The organism is Microbacterium sp. AC215 (genome assembly GCF_979258645.1).
Map to the genome: position 1 here is coordinate 2,633,503 of NZ_OZ409869.1, position 18,756 is coordinate 2,652,258.

Below are 18,756 nucleotides of genomic sequence, written 5' to 3' on the forward strand. Positions count from 1 at the left end.
CTACGCGGGCAACGACCGGGGCCGTCGGCGGTGCGGGTCATCCTTCGGGCACGGGGGAGAACGCGGTCCAGAAGATGATCGTGCAGAAAAGATCGATGCTTTCCGTTCGCCCCCCTAACAAAACCGGCCTACGCTCGTAGCAGGCGACGGAAGGAACACGCATGCGCGTACTCGGACTGCTCTCGGGCACCTCACACGACGGCATCGACGTCACGGTCGTGGACTTCGCAGAGAGCGACGGAGCGCTGCGCGGCACGGTGCTGCACGAAGACAGCGTGCCGTACGCCCCCGACCTGCGGGCCCGACTCGTCGCGGCGCTGCCTCCGGCGCCCACGACGTTCGCCGAGGTCTGCGAGCTCGACACCCTGATCGGCCAGGCCTTCGCCGAGGTCGCCGCCACGGCATCCGATGTCGTCGGGGGAGTGGATGCCGTGTGCACGCACGGCCAGACCGTCTTCCACTGGGTCGCCGACGGCCAGGCGCTCGGCACATTGCAGATCGGGCAGCCGGCGTGGATCGCCGAGCGGGTCGGCGCACCCGTGGTGTCGGACGTGCGCATCCGTGACATCACTGCGGGCGGCCACGGTGCACCGCTCGTGTCGTTCCTCGATGAGCTGCTGCTGCGCGGTCGGGCGGGAGTCTCGGCGGCGGTGAACCTCGGCGGCATCGCGAACGTGACCGTGGTCGGTCCCGACGGTCTGTCGGCCTACGACATCGGCCCGGCGAATGCACTGGTCGACGCGGTGGTCGTCGCCGAGGGGCTGAACGACCGAGGCTACGACGCGGATGCCGCGATCGCTCGCACCGGCACCGTCGACGACGTGCTGCTCGCCGAGCTGCTCGCCGACCCGTACTACGCCCTGCCCGCGCCCAAGAGCACGGGCAAGGAGCATTTTCACCTCGACTATGTGCGTGCGCACGTCGACCGCATGCGACCCGGCATCGCGCCGGCCGACCTGATCCGGACGCTCACCGAGCTCACGGTCCGCACCGTCGCACACGACATCCGCACCGCCGGCATCCGCTTCCTGGCTGTCTCGGGTGGCGGGTGCCACAACCCGCTCATCATGCAGGGGCTGCGTGAGGCGCTCCCCGACATCGAGGTGGTGCTCGCCGACGAGCTCGGCGCCCCGGTCGACAGCAAGGAGGCGATCCTGTTCGCGCTGATCGGATGGTGCACGTTGCATGGCGTCGCGGCCGTGACGCCCGGCGGCACCGGAGCGCGGGAAGCCCGAATCCTCGGCACCATCACACCCGGTGCGGGTCCGCTGCGGATGCCGGAGCCCGTGGATGGAGTGCGCAGCCTGACGCTGCGCTGATCGAGGGATCGGGGCGCTCAGCGCTTGCGGTCGTCGTCGTCCCAGGGGCCTTCCCACCAGCCGGCGCGCCCATCGCCCCCGCCGCCTCCGCGGCGTCGGGAGCGGAAGAACTGCACCACCCACACGGTCACCGTGCTGAGGAGGATCAGGAAGATCACCAGGAACAGCAGGTCGGACTGGTTCATGGGCGTTTCCCCTCCGCGGCATCCGCCACGATCTTGGCGATCCGAGCGGACTGCGTCTCGGCACGCTTCGCCATCGCGATGTGCGTCAGGCCGAACTTCTTGACCGACTTCGGAAAGGCGTCCCAGTGGGCCCGCGCGGCGGGCAGGGCATCCAGCGCCTCCGTCAGTTCGGGCGGCTCGATCCCGGCTTCCGGGCCGTCGAGCAAGGTCCACGACCCGTCCGCCTTCGCGGACTCGAGTACGCGGATGCCGGCCGGTGCGAGCTGTCCGGCGGCCTCGAGGTCGATCAGTCTCGCCTTGTTCGTCGCTGCCCATCCGCTGCCGCGTCGTCGGGGTGAGAACCACTGGCCCACCGTCTGGTCGTCGAAGGTGCGCACCGGACCGTCGATCCATCCGAAGCACAGAGCCTGACGCACGGCATCGTCGTATCCGACACCTCCGGCCCGGTTGCCGCGAACGCTCAGCAGCCAGACTCCCGCGATGCGCTCATGATGCTCCTCGAGCCAGGCGCGCCACGCGGACGCATCCGCTGCGACGACCCGCTCTCCTTCGTCGAGCGCGCCCACGTCAGTCCTCGTCGAGTGTCGGAATCGACTCGGTGACGGTGGGCAGCAGGTCGGCGACCGAGTCGACGATCTCGTCGGGCCGGAACGGATACTTCTCGACCTCGGCCTCATCGCTGATGCCGGTCATCACGAGCACGGTGTGCAGCCCCGCCTCGATGCCGGCGATGATGTCGGTGTCCATCCGGTCGCCGATCATGCCGGTCTTCTTCGAGTGCGCGCCGATCTTGTTGAGCGCCGAGCGGAACATCATCGGATTCGGCTTGCCGACGACATACGGCTCCTTGCCCGTCGCCTTGGTGATGAGGGCCGCGATCGCGCCGGTCGCCGGCATGACTCCGTCGGCCGAGGGGCCCGTCGCATCGGGGTTCGTCACGATGAAGCGCGCGCCCTTGATGATGAGTCGGATCGCCTTGGTGATCGCCTCGAACGAGTAGTTGCGAGTCTCGCCGACGACCACGAAGTCGGGATTCGTCTCGGTCATGATGAACCCGGCCTCGTGCAGGGCCGTGAGGATGCCCGCCTCGCCGATCACGAAGGCCGAACCGCCCGGCAGCTGCTGCGCGAGGAAGTCCGCGGTGGCCAGCGCCGAGGTCCAGATCCGCTCCTCGGGCACGACGAGCCCGCTGGCGCGGAGGCGGGCCGACAGGTCTCGTGCCGTGAAGATCGAGTTGTTCGTCAGCACGAGGTACGGGATGTCGTTCTGCTCCCACCCGGCGAGCAGCTCGGACGCGCCGGGAATGGCGTCGTTCTCATGCACGAGCACGCCGTCCATGTCGGTCAGCCAGCATTCGATGTTGTCGCGGTGTGCCATGTGCACAGCTTATGGGGCGGCGATTACGGGCAGGTGTCAGGTTGTGGCGAGGCTGTCAGGCGCTGAGCCAGACCACCTCTGCGGCGCCGTCAGGAAGCGTCGTCTCGACGCCGTCGAGCTCGATGCCCCGGTCCGTGGTCGTGATGCTCGCCGCGACGGCGACGCCAGCCGCCTCGAGGGCGCGCAGCAGCTCGGGGTCGCGGTCGTCGACGCGCAGCACGCGGCCGACGTGACCCACCGGCGCGTCGACGAGAAGGATGAAGGGCTCGCGTTCGACGACGCCCGCGGCATCCGGGATCGCGTCGCCGTGCGGGTCGAATCGTGGCCGGCCGAGGCGTGCGTCGATGCCCTCGAGAAGGCGGTCGCTGATCGTGTGCTCGAGCACTTCGGCCTCGTCGTGCACCTCGTCCCAGCCGTAGCCGAACTCCTGCACCAGCCAGGTCTCGATCAGGCGGTGGCGTCGCACCATGGCCAGGGCGCGCTGCGTGCCGGCATCGGTCAGCCGAACCGCACCGTAGGGCACGTGCGAGACGAGGCCCGCGGCGGCGAGCTTCTTGACCATCTCGGTCACCGAAGACGGAGCGATGCCGAGCTTCGCCGCGAGCACCGACGGGGTGATCGGCGCGTCCTGCCACTCGGTGTGCGCGTAGACGGTCTTCAGGTAGTCGTCTGCTGCGGGGGATGCCACTCGTCCAGCCTAGATCAGGGGTTCGCGACATCGACGAGGATGCCGAAGGCGACCTGGCCGGCGAAGAACACGATGAGGAAGCCGAGCAGAGCGGCGAAGAGCGAGAGGCGGCCGTCGAACCCCTCGATCTCGGCGATGCCGATCTTGCGGGCGCGGAAGGCCAGCACCAGCGTCGCGATGCCCAGCACGAGCTGCACCCACGGGCCGCCGAACGGAAGCACGGTCGGGAAGGCGACGAGGAGGCCTCCGATCACGCCGGTCGCGATGCCGGTCCACGTGAGGATGCGGACGGTGCGGCGCGCGGGTTCGGCAGACATCCTTCGAGCCTAATCGCCTGACGAGGGCGCCGTGGACGCTGTGAATCGTGTCAATCGGGCCCGATTCCTTGACGCGAGAGGAGCGCGGCGGGTAGCTTCGACCGGGCACGGGAAAACGCTATCCGAGCGGGCTACAGGCCCAGAGATGGATTTCGATGATGAACATCCGACACCGATCATTCCGCGCCGTCGTGGCGGTGGCCGCCGCCGGCTGCCTCGTCGCGGGTGGTGCGCAGAGCGCGGCGGCGGCGTCACCCGCAGCCCCGGCCGCGGGTCGCCACGATCACGGCACCCCGGCACCGCAACTCGAGTCGCTCGACCGCGGACTCGTCGCCGTCTCGACCGCCGAGGGCGTCTTCCTCAGCTGGCGACTCCTTGCGACCGAGACGACGGGCGCGACCGAGACCGGCCTCGCCGGCCCCGACTTCGCCGTCTATCGCGACGGCGCGAAGGTCGCCACGGTCACCGACAGCACGAGCTACGCGGATGCCGGCGGCTCCGCCACCTCGGAGTACTCCGTCGTCCCGATCGTGAGCGGCATCGAGCTGACGGCATCCGCGTCGGCATCCGTCACCGCCTGGGCCGACGGTCACCACGACCTGCCCCTGCAGAAGCCGGCCGACGGGGTGACGCCGAAGGGCGAGGCCTACACCTACTCGGCGAACGATGTCTCCGTCGGCGACGTCGACGGCGACGGGCAGTACGAGTACGTCGTGAAGTGGGACCCCTCGAACTCGAAGGACGTCTCGCAGCGCGGCTACACCGGGCCGGTCTATCTCGACACCTACGAGCTCGACGGAACGCTGCTGAATCGCCTGGACCTCGGCGTGAACATCCGCGCCGGAGCGCACTACACGCAGTTCCTCGTCTACGACTTCGACGGCGACGGCCGGTCCGAGACCATGCTGAAGACGGCGCCCGGCACGAAGTCGGTGCAGTATGCCGACGATGGCTCGGTCGCGAGCGAGTCATACATCACTCTCCCCAAGGACGACCGCAAGGCCGGGTACTCGAACGACGACGACTACCGCCTGAGTGCCGCGGACTACGAGCAGCGTCTGGTCGAGATGTTCCTCGGGTGGAGTGACCGCGAGGAGGTCGTGTCGGGCCAGTGGCCGGCCACTCTCGAAGAGGCGTGGGGCATGCCCGTGACGCACGACTACCCGCTCTCGCCGGAGGCCGCGCAGGAACTGGCGACCACCTTCATTGACGTGTACGCGCCGAGCCGCAGCGCGCGCAACCTGCTGCGGGAGTTCGAGGGCTTCATCGTCGACGGACCCGAGTACCTCACGGTCTTCGACAGCGCGACCGGCAAGGAGCTGCAGACCATCCCGTATCCGACCGAGCGAGGAGACGACGGACTGCTGTGGGGTGACTACGCGATGTCGCGCATCGAGCCGGCGAACCGCGTCGACCGCTTCCTCGCCGGCGTCGGGTACCTCGACGGGCAGCATCCGTCGGCCGTCTTCGCTCGCGGGTATTACACGCGCACGACCGTCACGGCCTTCGACTGGGACGGCAAGCGCCTCACGGAGCGGTGGGGCGTCGACAGCGGCCACGTGCCGATGACGAACCCGTTCAACGACTCCCCGCACGGCCGTGACGGCACCGACCCCGAGTTCGGCACGATCACGACGCAGGGCGATCACTCGCTGAGCTTCGCCGACGTGGATGCCGACGGAAAGCAGGAGCTCGTCTACGGATCGGCGACGATCGACGACGACGGCAGCCTGCTGTACAGCTCGTTCGACGTGCTCCCCGAGGGCAGCGCCGATCCCGGGTCGACCGTGCGCCTGGGCCATGGCGACGCCATGCACGTGACCGATATCGACCCCAGCCGCCCCGGCCTCGAGATCTGGACGGCCCACGAGGGTGCGACGAGCGCACCGTACGGGTCGGTGATGCGTGATGCCGCGACCGGAGAGTCCCTGTTCGGGGCGTACTCGGGTCGCGACACCGGTCGCGCCATGATCGGCGACGTGCGTCCCGACGTGCCGGGTATCGAGGTGTGGTCGAGCATGCCAGGCGGCACCGAGGGCAGCGGACTCCAGAGCGCGACCGGCGAGGTGCTGCAGCCGGAGACGCCAGGCACCAACATGTCGATCCGCTGGGCGGGCGACCTGACGACGCAGCTCGTGAACGGCAGCGGCGCCCAGACGCCGACCATCGACGACTGGACCCGCGGGACGCTGGTCACCGCGACCGGAACGCTCACGAACAACGGCACGAAAGGCAACCCGTCGCTCGTCGCCGATGTGCTGGGGGACTGGCGTGAGGAGCTGCTCGTGCGCACCGCGGACTCGAGCGCGCTGCGGTTCTTCACGACGACCGAGCCGACGGCGCACAAGCTCACGACCCTGATGCACGACGTGCAGTACCGGGCCGAGACCGCGCGTCAGCAGACCACCTACAACCAGCCCGCGTACACCTCGTACTACCTGGCGAGCGACATCGACTGGTCGCAGGTGCCGGTGCTGACCGCGCCGACGACTCCGAAGGCTCCGACCTTCACCGACAAGCCGGGCACCTCCCGCGACGAGGTGAAGGTGCCGAAGAACGTGACAGGCATCAGCTACTACGTGAACGGCGAGAGGGTCGAGGCGCGGGGCGGCAAGGTGAAGGTGACGGGAGAAGTGACCGTCGTCGCCGTCCCCGAGCCCGGATGGCGCATCGCCGACGGCGCGACCTCGCAGTGGACCGAGACTCTCCGCTCTCGCTGACGGCGCGGTGATAGGACGCCGCCCCGAGTCGACTCTTCCCGTGCCGGCTCGGGGCGGTTCTGCGCGCAAGGGTCGTGCTGCGCGCGCGAGGCCGGTCGCTCAGGCGCCCGTCAGCACTAACCAGAGCAGGGCGCCATTGAGCGCGATGAGCAGAACGGATGCCACGATGCCCGCCGCCGTCGTCCAGGTGCGATTCGCCCAGACGCCGAGCGTGCGACGCTGCGCGGTGAGCGCGACGAGGGGGATCAGCGCGAACGGGATGCCGAATGAGAGGACGACCTGGCTGAGCACCAGCGCCAGCGTGGGATCGAAGCCGATGCCGAGGATCACCAGCGCGGGGATCAGGGTCACGAGTCGACGCGCGAGAAGCGGGATGCGCACGTGCAACAGGCCGTGCATGATCTCCGCTCCCGCGTAGGCACCGACGGATGTCGAGGCGAGACCGGAGGCCAGCAGCCCGACCGCGAAGAAGGTCGCGACGACAGGCCCGAGTCCCGCGGCGAGCGCGGCATGGGCGCCTTCGAGCGAATCCGTCCCCTCGACACCTGCCAGGTTGGCGGCCGCGAGCAGCAGGATGCCGAGGTTGACGGTGCCCGCGATCACCATCGCGATCGAGACGTCCCAGCGGGTCGCCGTGAGCAGGCGACGGATGCGCGAGGTCTCGGTTCGCGCAGTCTCCGTCGGCCCGTGCGCCGCGGCGGCACCGAACCGATCGCGAGTGAGCGAGGAGTGCGCGTAGATCGCGTGCGGCATGATCGTCGCGCCGAGGATGGAGGCGGCGAGGAGCACCGATCCGGTGCCCTCGAAACGGGGCACCAGGCCACCGACGATGCTCGCGGCATCCGGCGGTGCGATGAAGAGCCCGGCGACGAAGCCGACCGCGATGATCACCATGAGCCCGATGATCACGAACTCGAAGGGCCGAGCGCCGCGGCGGCTCTGCACCGTCAGCAGGACCATCGACACGGCGCCGGTGATGATCCCTCCGAGCAGCAGCGGGATGTCGAACAGCAGGTAGAGGGCGACCGCGCCGCCGATGACCTCGGCCAGATCTGTCGCCATCGCGACGAGCTCGGCCTGCAGCCAGTAGGCCCGACGGGCCCACGGCTTCGTGAGGCGCGCACCCAGAACCTCGGGGAGGCTCTGCCCCGTGACGACGCCGAGCTTCGCCGACAGGTACTGGATCAGCCAGGCCATCACGTTGCCCGCCACCACGACCCAGACCAGCAGGTACCCGTACTGCGCGCCGGCGGTCATGTTGCTCGCGACGTTGCCCGGATCGAGATACGCGACACCGGCGACCAGCGCGGGTCCGAGGAGCCAGAGGCTGCGGGGCGCGGTGGCGCGGGTGGGCGTCGGCCCCTTCTCGACGACAGCATTTTTCGGCATGCCGAAATCGTAGCGGATATTTCGGTGTACCTAAATCGCTGTTGCGGATGCGCCGGATAGCCTGGCTGAATGGATGAGCAGGCGCCCGCGGATGCAGCGGAGACAGGCGGATCGTCGGCCCAGCCCGGATACGGGGTCGGACCCTGGCCCGGCGGCGAGGTCGAGTGGCCTGCGGGGGAGCAGTACGACCCCGAGCTGCTGGCCGTCGGAGACACGCGCAACGTGATCGATCGCTACCGCTACTGGCGGATGGACGCGATCGTCGCCGACCTCGACACCAAGCGGCATCCGTTCCACGTGGCCATCGAGAACTGGCAGCACGACATGAACATCGGCTCGATCGTGCGCAGCGCCAACGCGTTCCTCGCCGACACCGTGCACATCATCGGCCGGCGCCGGTGGAACAAGCGGGGCGCCATGGTCACCGACCGCTATCAGCACGTCGTGCACCATGAGGACGTCGAGGCCTTCACCGCCTGGGCGACCGCCGAAGGCCTGCCGATCGTCGCCGTCGACAACGTCGAGGGCGCAGTGCCCGTCGACCGCGCGGATCTGCCGCAGAGCTGCGTGCTGCTGTTCGGTCAGGAGGGACCGGGTCTCTCGGATGCCGCGCTCGCCGCGGCATCCGCCCACATCGAGATCACGCAGTACGGCTCGACCCGGTCGATCAACGCGAGCGCGGCCGCCGCGGTGATCATGTACGAGTGGTGCCGGAGGCATGCGGGCTGACGGCGGCGTCGGACCCTCTCGACACGATGCCTGCTCGGGCGTAGCGTGAGTGCCGATCTGAGGAGGTCGACATGGCAGCGATCAGTTCCATCCGCCCGTTTCTCTGGTTCGACGGGCGGGCGCAGGAGGCGATGGAGTACTACGTCTCGGTGTTCCCGAACTCGTCGATCGACCAGGTGGTCCTGTACCCCGACGAATCGCTCGATCGACATTTCGAGGGCATGAGCGGCAAGGTCCTCAACGGCGACTTCACCCTGAACGGCTCGCCGTTCGGCTGCCTCGACGGAGGCCCCGAGTTCGCGTTCAACGAGTCGATCTCCTTCGTGATCGGGTGCGAGGATCAGGCCGAGATCGACCACTACTGGCAAGCCCTCTCGGCCGTGCCGGACTCGGAGGCCTGCGGCTGGTGCAAGGACAGGTTCGGAGTGAGCTGGCAGGTCGTGCCGGCCGGTCTGGATCTGCTCCAGCAGAGGCCAGAGCAGATTCAGGCGCTCATGCACATGAAGAAGATCGTGATCGCCGAGCTCGAGAACGCCTGATCCCTCGCGGCGTCCTCAGTTCCCGAGATTCCGGGATACGTGTAGACGTCCGGAGTCGCAGCGATCGTGCAGTGCTAGACGCCGGCGGTGACCCAGCGACCCGAGCGCACGCGCCAGCCGAGAGTGCCCAGCCGAGCGAGCAGGTAGATGCCGAAGAAGGCGATGGCCAGCCAGATGAGGCCCGCTGACGCATCGACTCCGCTCGCGGCGATGATCCAGAGTGCCGGGAGGAACGGCACGAGATTGATGCCGCCGGCGATCGCGAGGTAGCGCGCGTCGTTCGCCCCCATCAGCACTCCGTCGAGCACGAACACCACCCCGGCGATCGGCTGCGCGAGCGCGAGGATCAGCAGCGCCGGCTGCACGAGCGCCGCGATCTCGGCGTCGCCGGTGAACACGATCCCGAGGACTCCGGAGAGTGCAGCGATGACAGCCCCGACCACGACGCCGAACCACGCGCCCCAGGCCACGGTGCGTTTCAGCACCCGATGCACCTGTCGCTCGTCGCCGGCACCGAGCTCTTTGCCGATCAGCGCCTGTGCGGCGATCGCCAGCGCGTCGAGCGCGAATGCCGCAGCCGAGAAGATCGTGAACACGATCTGCCATCCGGCGAGCTCCTCGGTGCCGATGCCGGTGGCGACGGCGACCGTCGCGAGCAGAGAGACGCGCAGGCTCACGGTGCGCAGGAACAGCCAGCCGCCCGAGCGCGCTGTGCTGCCCATGCCGTCCCGTCGGGCTTTCAACGATGCGTCATGCCTCGCCGCGAGCCGCCGGATCACGAGGACGTATGCGCCGACCATGCCCCACTGGGCGACGACCGTGCCGGCCGCCGAGCCGGCGATGCCCCAGCCCAGCCCGTAGATGAACACCACGTTGAGCAGCGCGTTGGCCCCGAACCCGAGGCCGGCGATCCACAGGGGAGTCATGGTGTCCTGCATCCCGCGCAGCAGCCCGGTCGCGGCGAACACGATGAGCATGGCCGGGAGCCCCCACATCGAGACGACGAGATAGGCGTTGGCATCGGCGGCCACGGCGTCGCTCGCGCCGAACAGCGAGACCAGCCAGGGGGAGGATGCCGCGCCTGCGGCGGCGAGCACGGCCCCGATCGCGAGGGCGAGCCACATGCCGTTGATCCCGACCGAGACGGCCTCGCCCGGTCTGCCGGCGCCGAACAGTCGGGCCACCGCCGGGGTCGTCGAGTAGGCGAGGAAGACCATGAGTCCGACGATCGTCTGCAGCACCGCACCCGCGATGCCCAGGCCCGCGAGCGGCGTCGTGCCGAGATGTCCGACCAGCGCCGCGTCGACGATGAGGAACGCCGGTTCCGCGATCAGGGCGCCGAGCGCGGGGACGGCGAGGCGCAGGATCTCGCGGTTGAGAGTGCGCTCGGTCATCCTCCGAGCCTATGGGCTGGCGCGGACAGCAGGCGGTGCAGCACGCCCGCTCCGCCCTCCGGATCCGGTGCGGTCGTACCCTGGAAGGACCAGGATGCGACGGAGGTGCATCATGACGGATCCACGGGAGGCCGCGGCGCGGTACCGTGCGCGGCAGCGAAGCCGGGGGGACGGCGAGGACGACAGCGAGTCCGGTGCAGAGCCGGGCATCGCCGCAGCGACGGATCGAGCCGCCTTCATCGAGACGGCGATCCAGGTCGCGATCCGCCGGGGCGATTTCGACGATCTCCCCGGTGCGGGCAAGCCCCTCGAGGGACTCGGAACGCACCACGACCCCGACTGGTGGATCCGCCGCAAGATCGAGCAGGAGAACCTGACGGGTCTCGGTCCGCCGGCGATCCTGTTGCGCACCGAGGATCGCGAGCTCGACGACCAGCTCGACCTGCTCGGTCGCGAGGCCGACGTGCGGTCGGTACTCGAGGACTTCAACGGTCGGGTGCTCGAGGCCCGACGCCAGCTGCAGGGCGGTCCGCCTGTCGTGACGAGTCCACGCGACATCGACGCCGAGGTGGCGGCGTGGGCCGAGCGACGCGCGGCGCGCTTCGCGGCGCGTGCTGCGGAGACGCCGGAGCAACCCCGGCGACGACGGTTCGGCCTCCGGCGCAGGGCGTGACCCATCCCCCCGAATGTCGGAGCGACGCATAGGCTGGTCGGCATGACCGACGTGCTCCCCTCTGGCCTTGAGACCTCCGAGTTCAGCTCCGACATCCGCCCGCAGGACGACCTCTACCGCCATGTCAACGGCGCCTGGCTCTCCCGCACCGAGATCCCCGGCGACAAGGCGCGGTGGGGGTCCTTCCATCTGCTGGCCGAGCAGGCGGAGAAGGACGTCAGGGCGATCATCGAGGAGTCGCAGGATGCCGAGCCCGGCACTCTCGCCCGCAAGATCGGCGACCTGTTCGCCAGCTTCATGGACACCGAGCGCATCGCCGCCGCCGGGGCGACGCCCCTCGCCGAGACGCTCGCCGAGATCGACGCGATCGACGGCATCCCCGCGTTCCTGCGCACGGTCGGCGCCTACGATCGCGACGGCCGGGCGCACCTGATCGGGTTCTACGTCGACGGCGACCCGGGCAACCCGGAGCGCTACCTCCCGGTGGTCGTGCAGTCGGGCCTGTCGCTGCCGGACGAGAGCTACTTCCGGCTCGACACCTTCGCCGAGACCCGGGCGGCATACCGCGCGCACCTCGAGCGACTGCTCGCGCTCGCCGGAGTCGCGGATGCCGCGGGCACCGCCGACCGCTCGATCGCCCTCGAGACCGAGCTCGCCGGGCACCACTGGGACAACGTGCGCAGCCGCGATGCCGTCGCCACGTACAACCTGAAGACCTGGGCCGAGATCCAGGAGCTCGCCGGTGTCGACCTCGAGCCGTGGCGCGATGCCGTCGCTCCCGGCCACCCCGAGGCGTTCGCCGAGGTCGTGGTCTCGCAGCCGAGCTTCCTCGAAGGCCTCGGGTCGCTGCTGACCGCCGAGCGTCTCGACGAGTGGAAGGCCTGGCTGCGCGCCCAGGTCGTGCATGCCGCGACTCCGTATCTGACCGACGACTTCGTGCAGGAGAACTTCTCGTTCTACGGCACCGAGCTCACCGGCGTCCCCTCGATCCGCGAGCGCTGGAAGCGCGGTGTCTCGGTGACCGAGAGCGCGCTGAGCGAGGCGATCGGCAAGGTCTACGTCGAGCGGCACTACCCGCCGACGGCGAAGGCCGCGATGGATGAGCTCGTCGGCAACCTCATCGAGGCCTACCGGCAGAGCATCACCGACCTCGAATGGATGACGGCCGAGACCCGCGAACGCGCACTCGCCAAGCTCGACTCCTTCACGCCGAAGATCGGGCACCCTGCCGTGTGGCGCGACTACTCGAGCCTCGAGATCGACCGCGCCGACCTGTTCGGCAACGTGCGCCGTGCGGCGATCTTCGAGCACGACCGCAACGTCGCGAAGGTCGGCAAGCCGATCGACCGTGACGAATGGCACATGCCGCCGCAGATGGTCAACGCCTACTACAACCCCTCGATGAACGAGATCGTGTTCCCGGCGGCGATCCTGCAGTACCCGTTCTTCGATGCGTCGCGCGACGCGGCCGCCAACTACGGCGGCATCGGCGCGGTCATCGGTCACGAGATCGGTCACGGATTCGACGACCAGGGCAGCCGTTACGACGGTGACGGCAAGCTCGAGGACTGGTGGACGGATGCCGATCGCTCCGCGTTCGAGCAGCGCACCAAGGCCCTCATCGCGCAGTACGACGAACTCGTGCCTGAGGGCCTCGCCGCCGAGCACCACGTCAACGGAGCGCTGACGATCGGTGAGAACATCGGCGACCTGGGCGGTCTCGGCATCGCGCTCAAGGCGTACGAGATCGCACTCGACGGCGCCGAGGCGCCGGTCATCGACGGCTACACCGGCGTGCAGCGCCTCCTGCTGTCGTGGGCGCAGGTCTGGCAGCAGAAGAGCCGCGACGCCGAGACGCTGCGCCTGCTCACGATCGATCCGCACTCTCCGAACGAGTTCCGGTGCAACCAGATCGTCCGCAACATCGATGCGTTCTACGAGGCGTTCGACGTGACCGAGACCGACGCGCTGTGGCTGCCGCAGGACTCGCGCGTGACCATCTGGTGAGCGCTCCGGCCTCGGCGATCGCGCCGGGTCGGGGTGCCCTGCTGTCTGCCGGATGACGTTCTGATGACCGTATACCGGAGTATGTAGGGCATCCTCACCTGGCGGGGTTACGATATCCGTGCTGCGGCGGATGGACACCGCAGCATCCCGCCAATCCAACCCCCCTGTTAAGGATCACGCGTGGGTGCTTCCGAGCCTGCCGACGGCCCGCCGCTGGCCTCGCTGCGCCGCTCTCAGCGGACCAGCCGACGCTTGCCGCGCCGTGCTGCCGCAGGGCGCAGGTCGTTCACCTCGACCTTGCGGGCGCTCGAACAGCTGGCGGATGCCGGGGCCCAGGTATCGGTGCATGTCGTCGATCTCGACAACCACACGCACGTCCTCGCGGGCGACGACCATGTGACCATGCCGGTCGCCGGACTCGGTGTCGTGCCCCTGCTGATCGAGGTGGCGGCCGCGTTCGAGGCGGGCACGCTCGATCCGCTCGAGATCGTCGAGCGCACCGCCGTCGATCCGGTGTCGACGTCGGGGCTCTGGCGCCACCTGCACGCGCCCGCCCTGCCGCTCGAAGACCTCGCCGTGCTCGCGGCCACGGCCGGCGACCCCATCGCGGTCAACGCTCTGCTGCAGCGGGTCGGCCACGACCGGGTGCGCGAGCGCATCGAGGCTCTCGGACTGCGCCGCACCGCCGTTCTCGACCGATTCCGTGACGAGCGAGGCCCCGATGATGCCCCGCACGTCGCCGTGGGCTCTGCACGCGAGTTCGCGGGTCTCTTCTCGGCGCTCGTGAATTCCCAGGTGGTGGGGGCGTCGGTGAGCGCTCAGGTGTCCGAGTGGCTGAGCCTCAATCAGGATCTGAGCCTGGTGGCATCCGCGACCGGCCTCGACCCGTTCGCACACGACCACGACGCGCACGGCCTGCTGTTCATCAACAAGACCGGCCGCGACCGCGGCGTGCGTGCCGAAGCGGGAGTGCTCGCCGGGCCGCGCGCGGGTGTGGCCTACTCCCTGATCGTCTGCTTCGACGATCTGTCGATCACGCACCGACTCCGCGCGCACGACGCCTTCCGCGTCCTCGGGGTCGAGCTCATGGAGTACACCCACTGATCGCATTCCACGCCCGACGCGACGTCGGCCGCGGTTAGCATCGAGCAATGCCCCGTACAGACTGGACCCCGCATCGTCGTGGTGACGGAGAACTGCTCGGTTGGATCCATCCGGAAGGCGAGGCCTGGGTCGCGATCGATGTGCTCGGGCGCGCGGTGTCCGGGCCGACGGAGTGGCTCGACGCCGAGGCGGCCCTGGAGGACCACGGGATCGCGTGGCTCGCCGACCCGTGGATGCTCGAGGGCGAGGCCGAGCGCCCCCTGCGCGTGCGCATCGTCGAGGTCACGCCCGATGGCGAGGGGAGATCGGGGCGCATCGTGGTGAAGGTCGACGACTTCGGCGACATCACTCGTCCCGCCACGCAGCAGTACGTGCTCTCCTGGCCCGCCCCTGATCGGCTGCGGACGCCATCGCCGACGGATCCCGATCCGCGGGCGTTCTGATCCGACCGTTCGTGGACTGCGGGCGCCGGCGTGCGCGGTCAGCCCGGCAGCGAGGGGTGCTGCTCGGACGAGCGCTGGCGGGGGATGAACAGCGACAGGACGAGAGCGACGATTCCGGCGGCGATCGCGAGCCAGAAGCACACGTCAAACGCCGCCCTCGTCGGCACGGATACCCCGCCGACGTCGATGCTCATCGCGGCCAGCACGCCGCCCATCACGGCAGAGGCGCTCGACGTGCCGACCGAGCGGAAGAGGGCGTTGAGTCCGTTCGAGGCGCCGGTCTCGTTCGCGGGCACCGACCGCATGATGATCATCGGCATGGCGGCGAATGTGAAGCCGATGCCGACGCCGATCAGCAGGTTGCCCACCAGGATGTGCCACACCTCGCTCGACCACAGGAGCACGAACACGTACGCGAGGACGATGGCTCCCGCGCCCACGGTGAACAGCGGACGAGGTCCGACGGTGCGCTCGAGCCATCCCGACAGGGGTGAGATCACCATCATCACGAGGCCGGCGGGCATGATGATCAGCGACGCCGAGACCATGTCGAGCCCGAAGCCCGCACCCGAGGCCGCGGGGCCCTCGAGCAGCTGCGGGAACGTCACGTTCGACGCGAACAGTGCGAAGCCCATCCCGATCGCGGCGATGTTGGTGAAGAGCACGGCGGGGCGCGCGGCGACCCGCAGATCGAGGAGCGGATCGTTCGTCCGCAGCTGGTACCAGCCCCAGACGAGCAGTACGCCCACGCCGCCGATGATGCAGGTGAGGGTCAGCGGTGCCGTCCAGCCCCACTCGGCACCGCGAGACACGAACAGCAGGATGCCGGTGAGTCCGATCGCGAGTCCGATGGCGCCGAGCACATCGAGGCGTCCGGGGAACCGCAGCACATCCTCGGGGATCACGAGCAGCACCAGCGCGAGACCCACGACGCCGAGAGCCGCGGCGAGCCAGAACAGCCAGTGCCAGTCCGCGTTCACGGCCAGCAGCGCGGCGACCGGCATCCCGATCGCGCCTCCGACGCCCATGGTCGCGCTCATCAGGGCGACGGCCGTGCCCAGGCGTTCGGGAGGCAGCACGTCGCGCATGATCGCGATGCCGAGCGGCACCACACCCGTCACCGCGCCTTGGAGCGCTCGACCGATGATGACTCCGATGATCGAGCCCGACAGCGCGGCGATCAGGGAGCCGAGAATGAGCAGCCCGAGCAGCACGATCACCACTCGGCGCTTGCCGTACATGTCGCCGAGCCGGCCCGAGATCGGAGTGGCGACGGCGGCGACGAGCAGCGTGATCGTGACGACCCAGGTGGTGTCCTCGCGAGACGCGTTCAGCAGGCGCGGCAGCTCGGCCTGCAGGGGCACGACGAGCGTGAACATGAACGACGAGCAGAGGCCCGCGAAGGCCAGGACGGCGACGATGGCCCACTTGGGTGGTGTTCGGGAGAGTCTTCTGCGCGCGCGATCTTCGTTCTCTCCCATCGCTTCAGGCTATCGGCGTCTGCGACACCGGAGGCGCGAGGACGATGCGATCGTCAGCTCACGCCCTTCATCAGTCGCAGCACCGGCTTGACGGCGAACAGCAGACCGAGGCCGACCACGATCGCTATCGCGCCGAGGATCGAGAAGTACGGCACCTCGTTCTTCGGGTCGTAGAACTGCACGAGCCAGCCCGAGATCGCGGTGCCGAGTGCGATCGACAGGAAGAACAGCGCCACCATCTGGGTGTGGAACACCTTCGGCGCGAGCTTCGTCGTGACCGACAGCCCCACGGGAGAGATGAGCAGCTCGGCCACGGTGAACACGAAGAGGATGCCGACGATCGCGAGCAGGGGCGTGGAGTTGGCGCCGCCGCCTGCGAACGGCAGGAACAGCAGGAACGCCGCACCCATGATGATCGCTCCCAGTGCGAACTTCACCGGGGTGGAGGGCTGGCGCGGGCCGAGGCGCGTCCAGATCGCCGCGAAGACGCCGGACAGGATGATGATGAACACGGGGTTGATCGACTGGACCCACGAGACGGGCATCTCGAATCCGAAGATGTTGCGGTCGAGGCGCTCGTCGGAATAGACCGTGAGCACGGTGAACTGCTGCTGGTACAGCGACCAGAACGCGACGCTCGTGATGAAGAGCGGCAGGAATCCCCACACGCGGGAGCGCTCGGTGCCGTCGATCCGCCGACTGCTGAGGATGACGGCGAAGTACGCGACAGTCGCGATGATGGTTCCGATGATGACGATGTCCGCCAGGTTGTCGGCCTGGATCACGCCGATGAGCACCAGCACCGCGATGAGCGCGACGGCTGCGACCGCGACGATCGCGACCAGCGGATAGCGCGACCGGGGGAGCGGGTTCGGCACGCGGCGCGCCTCGTCCGGCAGCGCCTTGCGGCCGAAGGAGTACTGCACCAGCCCCAGCGTCATCCCGATCGCGGCGAGGCCGAAGCCATAGTGGAATCCGAGCGACGACTGCAGGATGCCGGTGAGGATCGGGCCCAGGAAGGCCCCGAGGTTGATGCCGAGGTAGAACAGCGAGAATCCGGCATCCCGGCGGGTGTCGTCGGCGCTGTAGAGGGTTCCGACGACCGACGTGGCGTTCGCCTTGAGGCCACCGGATCCGAGGGCGACGAGCACGAGCCCGACGCCGACTCCGATGAACCCGGGAAGCAGGGCCAGGGCGACGTGCCCGCCGACGATCACGATCGCACTGATGAACAGCACTCGCTCCGACCCCAGCATCCGGTCGGCGATCCACGCGCCGAGGATGGTCGAGAGGTAGACCGACCCTCCATAGGCGCCGACGATGCCGCCGGCGACGGCCTGCGAGAGTCCGAGGCCGCCCTCGGTGACCGAGAAGTACAGGTAGATCAGCAGGATTCCCTGCATGCCGTAGAAGCTGAAGCGCTCCCACATCTCGACTCCGAAGATGTGGACGAGCGCCCAGGGCTGCCCGAAGAACCTGGTGTCGGACTTCTCGGCGGTCGGATCGCTGGTTGACATCCCTCCACGGTACGCCCGCTCGCGGCATGGTTCCCAGACCGTTCGCGTCGCTCGATTCCGAAAACGGCGACCGGAGGGGCAGACTGGGGGCGTGCGAACCATCCGTGATCTGGACACCGTTGAACTCATCATCGACGCGCAGGGCCTGCTCGACTCCATCCGGGGCCCCGAGCGCGTGATCGACGCCGGCACGCTGCGCGCCCTGCAGCAATCCGGCAACTACGTCGTCGGCCTCTTCGACGCCGAGAGCGGCGAAGAGCGGATGGTGGGCGCGTCGATCGCGTTCTTCGGCGCACCCGGACGCCGGGCGATGCACTCGCACATCACGGCACTGCTGCCCGACTACCGCGGACGCGGGTGGGGGCGCGAGCTCAAGGAGCACCAGCGCCAGTGGGCGTTCTCGCGCGATGTCGGCCGCATCACCTGGACGTTCGATCCGCTCGTCGCCCGCAACGCGCACTTCTTCCTCACCGTTCTCGGCGCACGTGTCACCGGATACTCCGTCAACCGCTACGGCATCTTCGGCGGCGGGGATGCCGGGGACGAGAGCGACCGACTCGACGTCGAGTGGGCTCTCGCCGACATCGCCAAGCCACCGGCATCCGACGCGATCGTCGAGACGCTCGAGATCCCCTCGGACATCGAGACCATGCGCATCGAGGATCCGGAGGCGGCGCACGAGTGGCGCACGCGGCTGCGCGCGCAGATGGAGGGGCTGCTGGGCAGCGGCCTCGCTCTCTCGGGGTTCGATGTCGAGAAGGGCTACCTCTTCACGGCCTGAGCGCCGCACACCTGGCCTCGCCGGGGTCCTGACGCGAAGCGGTCGCGGATAAGATTGAGGTGCCCGTGATCACGGGCTTTCCCACCGCCGACC

Annotated in this window: 18 protein-coding genes; 9 read left to right on the plus strand and 9 right to left on the minus strand. The window is 69.0% G+C overall.

Translation table 11 applies throughout. The features are described 5' to 3' along the window. Positions 1–161 precede the first annotated feature (161 nt). On the plus strand, positions 162–1,319 hold the full coding sequence (locus ACZZZF_RS12835; protein ID WP_463498654.1) for an anhydro-N-acetylmuramic acid kinase: 1,158 nt from the start codon (positions 162–164) through the stop codon (positions 1,317–1,319). A 17-nt stretch (positions 1,320–1,336) separates the two neighbouring features. Here ACZZZF_RS12835 and ACZZZF_RS12840 read toward each other — a convergent pair whose 3' ends face one another. The 5 genes from ACZZZF_RS12840 to ACZZZF_RS12860 are packed head-to-tail and all read right to left on the minus strand — an operon-like array spanning position 1,337 to position 3,886. Continuing rightward, positions 1,337–1,504 (minus strand): hypothetical protein, encoded by a 168-nt coding sequence (locus tag ACZZZF_RS12840; RefSeq protein WP_463498657.1) that lies wholly within the window; start codon positions 1,502–1,504, stop codon positions 1,337–1,339. Next, complete coding sequence (locus tag ACZZZF_RS12845) at positions 1,501–2,070, minus strand: YdeI/OmpD-associated family protein (RefSeq protein ID WP_463498659.1); 570 nt, start codon at positions 2,068–2,070, stop codon at positions 1,501–1,503. Before ACZZZF_RS12845 ends, ACZZZF_RS12840 begins: the two co-directional genes overlap by 4 nt. Position 2,071: 1 nt before the next feature. Continuing rightward, positions 2,072–2,881, minus strand: coding sequence for an HAD-IIA family hydrolase (locus ACZZZF_RS12850; protein ID WP_053098019.1), 810 nt, complete (start codon positions 2,879–2,881; stop codon positions 2,072–2,074). A gap of 55 nt (positions 2,882–2,936) precedes the next feature. Further along, on the minus strand, positions 2,937–3,569 hold the full coding sequence (locus ACZZZF_RS12855; RefSeq protein ID WP_463498662.1) for a metal-dependent transcriptional regulator: 633 nt from the start codon (positions 3,567–3,569) through the stop codon (positions 2,937–2,939). Positions 3,570–3,583: 14 nt separating this feature from the next. After that, a complete protein-coding gene (locus ACZZZF_RS12860; RefSeq protein ID WP_400338955.1) occupies positions 3,584–3,886 on the minus strand; it encodes a hypothetical protein in 303 nt (100 codons plus the stop codon). 158 nt (positions 3,887–4,044) lie between these two features. Here ACZZZF_RS12860 and ACZZZF_RS12865 point away from each other — a divergent pair, with 158 nt between their 5' ends. Next, a complete protein-coding gene (locus tag ACZZZF_RS12865) occupies positions 4,045–6,606 on the plus strand; it encodes a rhamnogalacturonan lyase (RefSeq protein ID WP_463498664.1) in 2,562 nt (853 codons plus the stop codon). Between the two features lie 99 nt (positions 6,607–6,705). Here the strand turns inward: ACZZZF_RS12865 and ACZZZF_RS12870 are convergent, their stop codons facing one another. Further along, positions 6,706–7,995 carry an Nramp family divalent metal transporter gene (locus tag ACZZZF_RS12870; protein ID WP_056280409.1) on the minus strand — a complete coding sequence of 430 codons (1,290 nt, stop codon included), beginning with the start codon at positions 7,993–7,995 and terminating at the stop codon, positions 6,706–6,708. A 69-nt stretch (positions 7,996–8,064) separates the two neighbouring features. On the opposite strand from ACZZZF_RS12870, the gene ACZZZF_RS12875 reads away from it, so the two are divergent. Both ACZZZF_RS12875 and ACZZZF_RS12880 read left to right on the plus strand, forming a co-directional pair. Next, positions 8,065–8,724, plus strand: a complete 660-nt coding sequence (locus ACZZZF_RS12875; protein WP_053098015.1) for a TrmH family RNA methyltransferase — start codon at positions 8,065–8,067, stop codon at positions 8,722–8,724. 71 nt (positions 8,725–8,795) lie between these two features. Continuing rightward, positions 8,796–9,263 (plus strand): VOC family protein, encoded by a 468-nt coding sequence (locus tag ACZZZF_RS12880; RefSeq protein WP_053098014.1) that lies wholly within the window; start codon positions 8,796–8,798, stop codon positions 9,261–9,263. A 74-nt stretch (positions 9,264–9,337) separates the two neighbouring features. Here ACZZZF_RS12880 and ACZZZF_RS12885 read toward each other — a convergent pair whose 3' ends face one another. After that, positions 9,338–10,657 (minus strand): MATE family efflux transporter, encoded by a 1,320-nt coding sequence (locus tag ACZZZF_RS12885; RefSeq protein WP_463498666.1) that lies wholly within the window; start codon positions 10,655–10,657, stop codon positions 9,338–9,340. 112 nt (positions 10,658–10,769) lie between these two features. Here ACZZZF_RS12885 and ACZZZF_RS12890 point away from each other — a divergent pair, with 112 nt between their 5' ends. From ACZZZF_RS12890 to ACZZZF_RS12905, 4 genes are all read left to right on the plus strand, one after another. Beyond that, positions 10,770–11,330 carry a DnaJ family domain-containing protein gene (locus ACZZZF_RS12890; protein ID WP_463498669.1) on the plus strand — a complete coding sequence of 187 codons (561 nt, stop codon included), beginning with the start codon at positions 10,770–10,772 and terminating at the stop codon, positions 11,328–11,330. Positions 11,331–11,372: 42 nt separating this feature from the next. Next, entirely contained in the window at positions 11,373–13,337 is a 1,965-nt protein-coding gene (locus tag ACZZZF_RS12895; RefSeq protein WP_463498672.1) for a M13 family metallopeptidase, read from the plus strand. 180 nt (positions 13,338–13,517) lie between these two features. Beyond that, positions 13,518–14,441, plus strand: coding sequence for a serine hydrolase (locus tag ACZZZF_RS12900; protein WP_072592014.1), 924 nt, complete (start codon positions 13,518–13,520; stop codon positions 14,439–14,441). A gap of 47 nt (positions 14,442–14,488) precedes the next feature. Continuing rightward, positions 14,489–14,884: a hypothetical protein gene (locus ACZZZF_RS12905; RefSeq protein WP_463498675.1), complete on the plus strand. Its 396-nt coding sequence runs from the start codon at positions 14,489–14,491 to the stop codon at positions 14,882–14,884. Between the two features lie 38 nt (positions 14,885–14,922). On the opposite strand, the gene ACZZZF_RS12910 is transcribed toward ACZZZF_RS12905, so the two are convergent. Further along, positions 14,923–16,365, minus strand: a complete 1,443-nt coding sequence (locus ACZZZF_RS12910) for an MFS transporter (RefSeq protein ID WP_187250629.1) — start codon at positions 16,363–16,365, stop codon at positions 14,923–14,925. Between the two features lie 53 nt (positions 16,366–16,418). Then, positions 16,419–17,882 (minus strand): peptide MFS transporter, encoded by a 1,464-nt coding sequence (locus ACZZZF_RS12915; protein WP_463498678.1) that lies wholly within the window; start codon positions 17,880–17,882, stop codon positions 16,419–16,421. Between the two features lie 91 nt (positions 17,883–17,973). Here ACZZZF_RS12915 and ACZZZF_RS12920 point away from each other — a divergent pair, with 91 nt between their 5' ends. Beyond that, a complete protein-coding gene (locus tag ACZZZF_RS12920; protein WP_053098006.1) occupies positions 17,974–18,663 on the plus strand; it encodes a GNAT family N-acetyltransferase in 690 nt (229 codons plus the stop codon). Positions 18,664–18,756 lie beyond the last annotated feature (93 nt).